The sequence below is a fragment of the Archangium sp. genome (assembly GCF_036389735.1).
Classification (GTDB): Bacteria; Myxococcota; Myxococcia; order Myxococcales; family Myxococcaceae; genus Archangium.
In genome coordinates this window covers 1-8,217 of sequence record NZ_DASVWK010000425.1, presented here as the reverse complement: position 1 = coordinate 8,217, position 8,217 = coordinate 1, and the positions used below count along the sequence as shown (strand labels likewise).

5 protein-coding genes are annotated in these 8,217 nt (G+C 66.6%); 2 read left to right on the top strand and 3 right to left on the bottom strand.

The genetic code is table 11. The features are described from left to right. Nucleotides 1–4,268: response regulator (locus tag VF794_RS15350; protein WP_331111073.1), on the top strand; the 4,268-nt coding region annotated here is incomplete at its 5' end. A 23-nt stretch (nucleotides 4,269–4,291) separates the two neighbouring features. Beyond that, complete coding sequence (locus tag VF794_RS15345) at nucleotides 4,292–5,146, top strand: protein-glutamate O-methyltransferase CheR (RefSeq protein WP_331111071.1); 855 nt, start codon at nucleotides 4,292–4,294, stop codon at nucleotides 5,144–5,146. Nucleotides 5,147–5,158: 12 nt separating this feature from the next. Here the strand turns inward: VF794_RS15345 and VF794_RS15340 are convergent, their stop codons facing one another. The 3 genes from VF794_RS15340 to VF794_RS15330 all read right to left on the bottom strand — a co-directional run bounded on the left by VF794_RS15340 (nucleotide 5,159) and on the right by VF794_RS15330 (nucleotide 8,022). Further along, a complete protein-coding gene (locus tag VF794_RS15340) occupies nucleotides 5,159–5,467 on the bottom strand; it encodes a hypothetical protein (protein WP_331111069.1) in 309 nt (102 codons plus the stop codon). A 49-nt stretch (nucleotides 5,468–5,516) separates the two neighbouring features. Beyond that, a complete protein-coding gene (locus VF794_RS15335; protein WP_331111067.1) occupies nucleotides 5,517–5,978 on the bottom strand; it encodes a hypothetical protein in 462 nt (153 codons plus the stop codon). A gap of 121 nt (nucleotides 5,979–6,099) precedes the next feature. Further along, nucleotides 6,100–8,022, bottom strand: coding sequence for a YgiQ family radical SAM protein (locus VF794_RS15330; protein WP_331111065.1), 1,923 nt, complete (start codon nucleotides 8,020–8,022; stop codon nucleotides 6,100–6,102). Between the last annotated feature and the right edge of the window lie 195 nt (nucleotides 8,023–8,217).

Below are 8,217 nucleotides of genomic sequence, written 5' to 3'. Positions count from 1 at the left end.
AAGTGGGTACGGAAGGAAAGCTCGGTGGTCAGGCCCAGGTGAAGGGCGTGTCCGGCACCTGGAAGGAGCTCACCGACAGCGTGAACAGCATGGCCAGCGGCCTCACCGCCCAGGTCCGTGACATCGCGAAGGTCGCCACCGCGGTCGCCAACGGCGACCTCGGCCAGAAGGTCACCGTCGATGTGAAGGGTGAGATCCTCGAGCTGAAGAACACCATCAACACGATGGTGGACAACCTCAACACCTTCTCCGGCGAAGTGACCCGCGTTGCTCGCGAGGTGGGTACGGAAGGAAAGCTCGGCGGTCAGGCCCAGGTGAAGGGCGTGTCCGGTACGTGGAAGGACCTCACGGACAACGTGAACTCCATGGCGAGCAACCTCACCGCCCAGGTGCGAAACATCGCCGAGGTGACCACGGCCGTTGCCCGTGGTGACCTGTCCAAGAAGATCACCGTGGACGTGAAGGGAGAAATCCTGGAGCTCAAGAACACCATCAACACGATGGTGGATCAGCTCTCCTCGTTCGCCTCCGAAGTGACCCGCGTCGCCAAGGAAGTGGGTACGGAAGGAAAGCTTGGCGGTCAGGCCCAGGTGAAGGGTGTCAGCGGCACCTGGAAGGACCTCACCGACAACGTGAACAGCATGGCCGGCAACCTCACCGCCCAGGTGCGAGACATCGCCAAGGTGACGGCGGCGGTGGCCAATGGTGACCTCTCCAAGAAGGTCACCGTGGACGTGAAGGGAGAAATCCTCGAGCTGAAGCAGACCATCAACACGATGGTGGATCAGCTCTCCTCCTTCGCTTCCGAAGTGACCCGCGTCGCGCGCGAGGTGGGTACGGAAGGAAAGCTGGGTGGTCAGGCGCAGGTGCAGGGCGTGTCCGGCACCTGGAAGGACCTCACGGACAACGTGAACAGCATGGCCTCCAACCTCACCGCCCAGGTGCGAGGCATCGCCACGGTGGTGACGGCCGTCGCCGCCGGTGATCTGAAGCGCAAGCTGGCCCTCGTCGCCAAGGGTGAGATCGCCGCCCTGGCCGACACCATCAACGGGATGATCGACACGCTGGCCACGTTCGCCGACCAGGTGACCACGGTGGCCCGCGAGGTGGGTATCGAAGGAAAGCTGGGCGGTCAGGCCAAGGTGCCCGGCGCGGCCGGCACGTGGCGCGACCTCACGGACAACGTGAACTCGATGGCCGGTTCGCTCACCACCCAGGTGCGCAGCATCGCGGAAGTGGCCACCGCGGTTGCCAAGGGCGACCTGACCCGCAGCATCTCCGTCGAGGCGCAGGGCGAGGTGGCGGCGCTCAAGGACAACATCAACCAGATGATCGCCAACCTGCGTGACACCACGCAGAAGAACACCGAGCAGGACTGGCTGAAGACCAACCTCGCGCGCTTCACCCGCATGCTGCAGGGCCAGCGCGACCTCGAGACGGTCTCCAAGCTCATCCTCAAGGAGCTGGCGCCCCTGGTTCAGGCGCAGCACGGCGTCTTCTACCTCATGGATGGTGCGGACAAGAGCCAGGTGCTCCGCCTGCTGTCCACGTACGCCTACAAGGAGCGCAAGAGCCTCGCCAACTCGTTCAAGCTGGGCGAGGGCCTGGTGGGTCAGTGCGCCATGGAGAAGGAGCGCATCCTCCTCACCGACGTGCCGGACGACTACATCCGCATCAACAGCGGACTGGGTGAGTCCAAGCCGCTCAACATCGTCGTGCTGCCGGTCATCTTCGAGGGCCAGGTCAAGGCCGTCATCGAGCTGGCCAGCTTCTACCGGTTCAGCGAGACGCACCTGTCCTTCCTGGACCAGCTCACCGAGTCCATCGGCATCGTGCTCAACACCATCGCCGCCGGCATGCGCACCGAGGAGCTGCTCAAGCAGTCGCAGAGCCTCGCCGACGAACTCCGCAGCCAGCAGCAGGAACTCACGGAGACCAACCGGCGACTGGAGCAGCAGGCCAAGAGCCTCCAGGCCTCCGAGGAGCGCCTCAAGCAGCAGCAGGAGGAGCTGCAGCAGACCAACGAGGAGCTCGAGGAGCGCAGCCGCCTCCTCCAGGTCCAGAACATGGAGGTCGAGCGCAAGAACCGCGAGATCGAGCAGGCCAAGGTGGCCCTCGAGGAGCGCGCCCAGCAGCTCGCCCTCTCCTCGAAGTACAAGAGCGAGTTCCTGGCCAACATGAGCCACGAGCTGCGCACGCCGCTCAACAGCCTGCTCATCCTCTCCAAGCTGCTGGCGGAGAACTCCGAAGGCAACCTCTCCGGTCGCCAGGTGGAGTTCGCGCAGACGATCCACGGCGCGGGAAGCGACCTGCTCTCCCTCATCAACGACATCCTGGACCTCTCGAAGATCGAGTCCGGAACGATGAGCGTGGACGTGGACGAGGTGTCGCTGGACAGCCTCAAGGACTTCGTGGAGCGCACCTTCCGGCAGGTGGCGGTGGACCGGAAGCTGGGCTTCAAGCTGGAGTTCGCCCCGGGCATGCCCGCGCACATCCTCACCGATGGGCGCCGGCTCCAGCAGGTGCTCAAGAACCTGCTGGCCAACGCCTTCAAGTTCACCGAGGAAGGCCAGGTCACCCTGGACGTGCGTCCGGCCCGCGGCGGCTGGAGCGTGGATCACACCGTGCTCAACAAGGGCGGCGCGGTGCTCGCCTTCTCCGTCGTCGACACGGGCATTGGCATCCCGGAGAGCAAGCAGCGCATCATCTTCGAGGCCTTCCAGCAGGCGGACGGCACCACCAGCCGCAAGTACGGCGGCACGGGCCTGGGTCTGTCCATCAGCCGGGAGATCGCCAAGCTGCTGGGTGGTGAAATCAAGGTCATCAGCGCGCCGGGCAAGGGCAGCACCTTCACCCTCTTCGTGCCGCAGACGTACATGCCGCAGTCCAGCTCGCTGCGCGTCTCGTCGAGCAACAACACCGGCGCCAACCTCACCCCGAGCACCGGCAGCAAGTCGGCCGAGGAGCGGATGAACGCCCTGCGCGCGGAGGTGGAGTCCGTGATGCAGGACGCGGAGCTCGCCCGCGAGGAGGAGGTCGAGGATGACCGGCGCAACGTGCAGCCGGGGGACAGGACGCTGCTCATCATCGAGGATGACATCGTCTTCGCCCGCATCATCCTGACGCTCGCGCGGGAGAAGGGCTTCAAGGGTCTGGTGGCGCTGCGCGGCGACACGGGGCTCGCCATGGCGCGCCAGTACCGGCCGGATGCCATCACCCTGGACATCGGGCTGCCCGTCATCGACGGGTGGAACCTGTTGGATCGCCTCAAGCACGACAGCCGCACCCGCCACATCCCGGTGCACATCATCTCGGCGAGCGAGGAGGAGCGCAGCCGCGGCCTGAGGTTGGGCGCGCTGGCGGTGCTGCAGAAGCCGGCGGCCCGCGAGGCCCTGGCCGATGCCCTCGTCCGGGTGAAGGGCTTCATCGAGCGGCCGGTGAAGAACCTGCTGGTGGTGGAGGATGATCAGCGCCAGCGCGACAGCATCGTCAGCCTCATCGGCAACGGCGACGTGAAGACGACTCCGGTGGGCAGCGGCCAGGAAGCGCTGACGGCCCTCCAGGAGAAGTACTTCGACTGCGTGGTGCTCGACCTGGGCCTGCCGGACATGACGGGCCTGGAGCTCATCGAGGCCATGAAGCGCCAGGGCCACACCCCGCCCATCATCGTCTACACGGGCAAGGAGCTCACCGAGGAGGAGGAGACCATCCTCAAGCGCGTCACCGACGCCATCATCATCAAGAGCGTCAAGTCGCCCGAGCAGCTCCTGGACGAAACGGCCCTCTTCCTGCACCGCGTGGAGGCCAACCTGCCGGAGAACAAGCGGCAGATGATCAAGCAGGTGCACCAGAGCGATCCGGTGCTCGCCGGCAAGAAGGTGCTGGTGGTGGACGACGATGTGCGCAACATCTTCGCCCTCACCAGTGTGCTGGAGAAGCACAAGATGCAGGTCATCTACGCGGAGAACGGCCGCAAGGGCATTGACCTCATCCGCGCCACGCCGGACCTCAACGTGGTGCTGATGGACGTGATGATGCCGGAGATGGACGGCTACGAGACCATGCGGGCCATCCGCCAGGTCAACGAGCTCAAGACGCTCCCCATCATCGCTCTCACCGCCAAGGCGATGAAGGGCGACCGCGAGAAGTGCATCGACGCGGGCGCCAGCGACTACATCACCAAGCCGGTGGAAACCGACCAGCTCCTCAGCCTTTTGCGCGTGTGGCTCTTCCGGACCGCCGACCGGATGCGTAACAACAACGGATAACCACACCACAACGAGTCAGGGCCATGAATCAGGGTGCGATACGGGCGGCGCCGGTAGGAGAGGAGGCCATCGAGGACATCGAGATCGATCTGCTCCTCGAGGGCCTCGTGCGCCGCTATGGCCTGGACTTCCGAGGCTACGCCCGCTCGTCCCTGCGGCGGCGGGTGTGGAACATGGTGCACGCGCAGAAGATGGACAGCATCTCCGCGCTGCAGGCGAAGGTGCTGCACGAGCCCTCCCTCCTGGAGGAGCTCCTGCAGCACCTGTCGGTGAACACCACCACCATGTTCCGCGACCCGAGCTTCTTCGTGGCGTTTCGCGAGCAGGTGGTGCCCCACCTCTTCTCCACCCCCTTCGTGCGCATCTGGCACGCGGGGTGCTCCACTGGAGAAGAGGTGTACTCGCTGGCCATCCTCCTCATGGAGGCGGGGCTGTACGAGCGCAGCCGCATCTACGCCACGGACATGAACGCGTCCGTGGTGGAGCAGGCCAAGGCAGGCATCTTCCCGCTGGAGCACATGCGCGAGTACACGGCCAACTACCAGCGGGCGGGCGGCAAGGCGGCCTTCAGCGACTACTACACGGCCAACTACGACCACGCCATCTTCAAGACCCCGCTGCGCAAGAACATCGTCTTCGCTCAGCACAACCTGGTGAGCGACGGCACCTTCAACGAGTTCAACGTCATCCTCTGCCGCAACGTGCTCATCTACTTCGGCACGGACCTGCAGTCGCGCGTCTACCGGTTGCTGCACAACTCGCTGCGCCGCTTCGGCATCCTCGCCCTGGGGCGCGGCGAGACGTTGCGCCACACCGTCATCGAGACGGAGTACGACGAGGTGGACATCCAGGAGCGTCTCTACCGCCGCCGCGCGTAGGGCCCCTGCCCGCTACTCCACGGCGCTGGGCAGGCGGTACAGCTCGTAGATGTCGCCGTGGTGTCGCAGGCCCATGGCCTCGCGTTGGACGATGAGGTACCAGCGCTGCTTCTCCGCGTCGGCGCGCAGCTCCCGGTGACGGGCCACGAAGCGGGCCCGGGCCGGGCCGCTCAACCCATGCAGGGCCCGCTCGGTCTCTTGGAGCTCCGCGAGCAGGGATTCCAACCGCAGCGCGACCCGCCGGAGCGCGGAGGCCTTCTCCGACTGCATCTCCACTTCGATGGCGAGCACGCTGTCCGGTGATTTGGGGCGTGAGGACATGCGGATGACCTAATCGCCACCTCGCCGGACGGCAACCCGTGCGGGCGCCTCAGTGCGGCGCCGGCGGAAGGGACTCCGGCTCCTCTTGCTGGGAGTCGCCCAGGGAGACCTCCCGCGCCACCTTCTGGCGCACCAGCCGCTTGGTGGCGGTCTCCTCCTCTTCCGTCCTCTGGCGCCGCCGCACCAGCCCCTGGGACTCGTCCACGAACCAGAAGAGCACCCGGTAGAAGGCGGCGATGACGGTGACGAGCAGGGAGGAGAGGAACCAGCTGAGCACACTGCCCACCCAGCCCCCCACCACCGTGGTGATGGGATAGGTGCCCGTGAGCGGCACCAGCACGAAGGCCACATAGTGCGAGGCGCAGTAGGGGCAGGACACCAGGTAGCCGAAGAACGTCTCCTTGCCGCCCAGCTTCTCGCGCAGGGGGGCGAAGATGCGCTCCTTGGCGATGGTCTGGGAGGCGCCCATCACCACGGCCGATACGGCGAAGAGTTGGAACAGGTCCGTCATGCCCCCCAAGGTGGAGACGACACCGACAAGGTGCGTGGGCCCAACGGGCATCCGACTGGAGGACAGGCAGACGAGAGGGCAGGCCCTCGGTCCCTGGCCCCCCCTCCCCCGCTGGTGAAGCTCAGCGCGTGCGCCGCTCGGGCCGCTCGCGCGCCTCGGCCTGCTTGCGGCGCGAGGCCTCGGCGGCGGTCTCTGGCGGCACCAGCGCGTGGGGCCCGCGGCCGATGAGATCCGGGCGACCCGCCAGCTCCAGCGCCTCGCGTGCCAGCGGCCAGTGCTCGGGGTTCCAGTAGAGCAGCAGCGCCTTCTGGAGCCGCTTCTCCCGCAGCCCCTTGGCCGTGTAGACGGGCTCCATCTTCATCGGGTCATAGCCCGAATAGTACATGGCCGTGGCCATGGCCATGGGCGTGGGGATGAAGTCCTGGACCTGGCGCGGACGCTTGCCGTTGGACTTCAGCCACAGCGCCAGCTCCACCATGTCCTCCAGCGCCGAGCCGGGGTGGCCGCTGATGAAGTAGGGGATGTCGTACTGCTCCTTGCCGGCCTCCTCGCTCGCACAGGCGAACATCCGCTGGAAGCGCTCGAAGCTCTCGATGCCGGGCTTCTTCATCTTCTCCAGCACCCGGGGCGACACGTGCTCGGGCGCCACCGAGAGCTGCCCGCCCACGTGGTGCGCGGCCAGCTCCTTCACGTACTCGGGCGAGCGCTCGGCCAGGTCGTAGCGCACACCGCTGGCGATGAAGACGTGCTTGACGCCCTCTTCCTCGCGCACCTGCTTCATCACGTCGATGAGCGGGCCGTGGTCCGTCCCGAGGTTCTCGCAGACCCCGGGGTGCACGCACGAGAGCTTGCGGCACTTGCGCTCAATCTCCGGGCTCTTGCACTTGAGCTTGTACATGTTGGCCGTGGGGCCACCGAGGTCGGTGATCGTCCCGCGGAAGTCCCCCATGCGCCGCAGGGCCCGCACCTCGCGCAGCACGCTCTCGGCGCTGCGGCTCTGGATGACACGGCCCTCGTGCTCGGTGATGGAGCAGAAGGAGCAGCCGCCGAAGCACCCGCGCATCAGCACGATGGAGTGCTTCACCGTCTCGTAGGCGGGGATGCCCTCCTTGTACATGGGGTGCGGAACCCGGTTGAAGGCCAGGTCATACAGCTCGTCCATGGCCACCGTGTCGCTCCGGGCTTCCCCATCCTCCAGCGGCAGCGCCGGCGGGTTGAAGTAGACGCCGCGGTTGGCGTGCCGCTGCGCCAGGGGCCGCCCGTTGCCGGGGTTGGTCTCCAGCTGGAAGTCGCGCGACATGCGGGCGAAGGCCACCTTGTCGGCCACCACTTCCTCATACGAGGGCAGCACCACCGTCTTGCGGTCCGCGGCCCGCTTCGCCGGGTCCGCCTCGTGCGTCTTCATCTCCGCGTCGTTGATGAGGTACGCGGTGCCGCGCACGTCGCGGATGTCCTCGATCTTCTCGCCCCGGCGCAGGCGGTCGGCCACCTCCCACACGGGGCGCTCGCCCATGCCGAAGACGAGCAGGTCCGCCTTGGCGTCCAGGAGGATGGAGCGGCGCACCTTGTCGCTCCAGTAGTCGTAGTGGGCGATGCGCCGCAGCGAGGCCTCGATGCCGCCGAGGACGATGGGCACGTCCGGGTACGCCTCGCGACAGCGCTGGCCGTAGACGATGGTGGCGCGGTCCGGCCGGCAGTTGGTGCGCCCGCCCGGGCTGTACTGGTCCTCGGAGCGGTTCTTCTTCTGCGCGGTGAGCCGGTTGAGCATCGAGTCGAGGTTGCCGGCGGCCACCCCGAAGAAGAGCCGGGGCTTGCCCAGCGCCTTGAAGGGCTCGGCCGAGTGCCAGTCCGGCTGGGAGATGATGCCTACCTTGAACCCACGCCCCTCGAGGAAGCGGGCGATGAGGACGGGGCCAAACGCGGGATGGTCCACATACGCGTCCCCCGAGACGATGATGATGTCGAGTTGGTCCCACCCCCGCGCCTGCATGTCGGCTCGGGTGACGGGGAGGAAGGGATGGGCGTAGCGGGTCTGAGTGGCCATGGGAGACGTCCTTCCCTCCCCTAACCGCAGGGAGCAGCTGGATGCAAACGAATGCTTTCCGGGAAGCCAGCCATTCCCCCGACCGCCTGTCCGCCAAGGAGCGGGGCGCCTGGGTTCCGGAGGAGTCCAGGTGAAGCGCGAGCCCAAGGAGTTCTCGCCCGAGTTCCGACTGCTCTTCGAGCAGAGCCCGACCCT

Excerpts from the sequence above, each read along its gene's own strand:
- VF794_RS15345 (WP_331111071.1), top strand. The coding sequence starts at position 4,292 with ATGAATCAGGGTGCGATACGGGCGGCGCCGGTAGGAGAGGAGGCCATC.
- VF794_RS15340 (WP_331111069.1), bottom strand. The coding sequence starts at position 5,467 with ATGTCCTCACGCCCCAAATCACCGGACAGCGTGCTCGCCATCGAAGTG.
- VF794_RS15335 (WP_331111067.1), bottom strand. The coding sequence starts at position 5,978 with ATGACGGACCTGTTCCAACTCTTCGCCGTATCGGCCGTGGTGATGGGC.
- VF794_RS15330 (WP_331111065.1), bottom strand. The coding sequence starts at position 8,022 with ATGGCCACTCAGACCCGCTACGCCCATCCCTTCCTCCCCGTCACCCGA.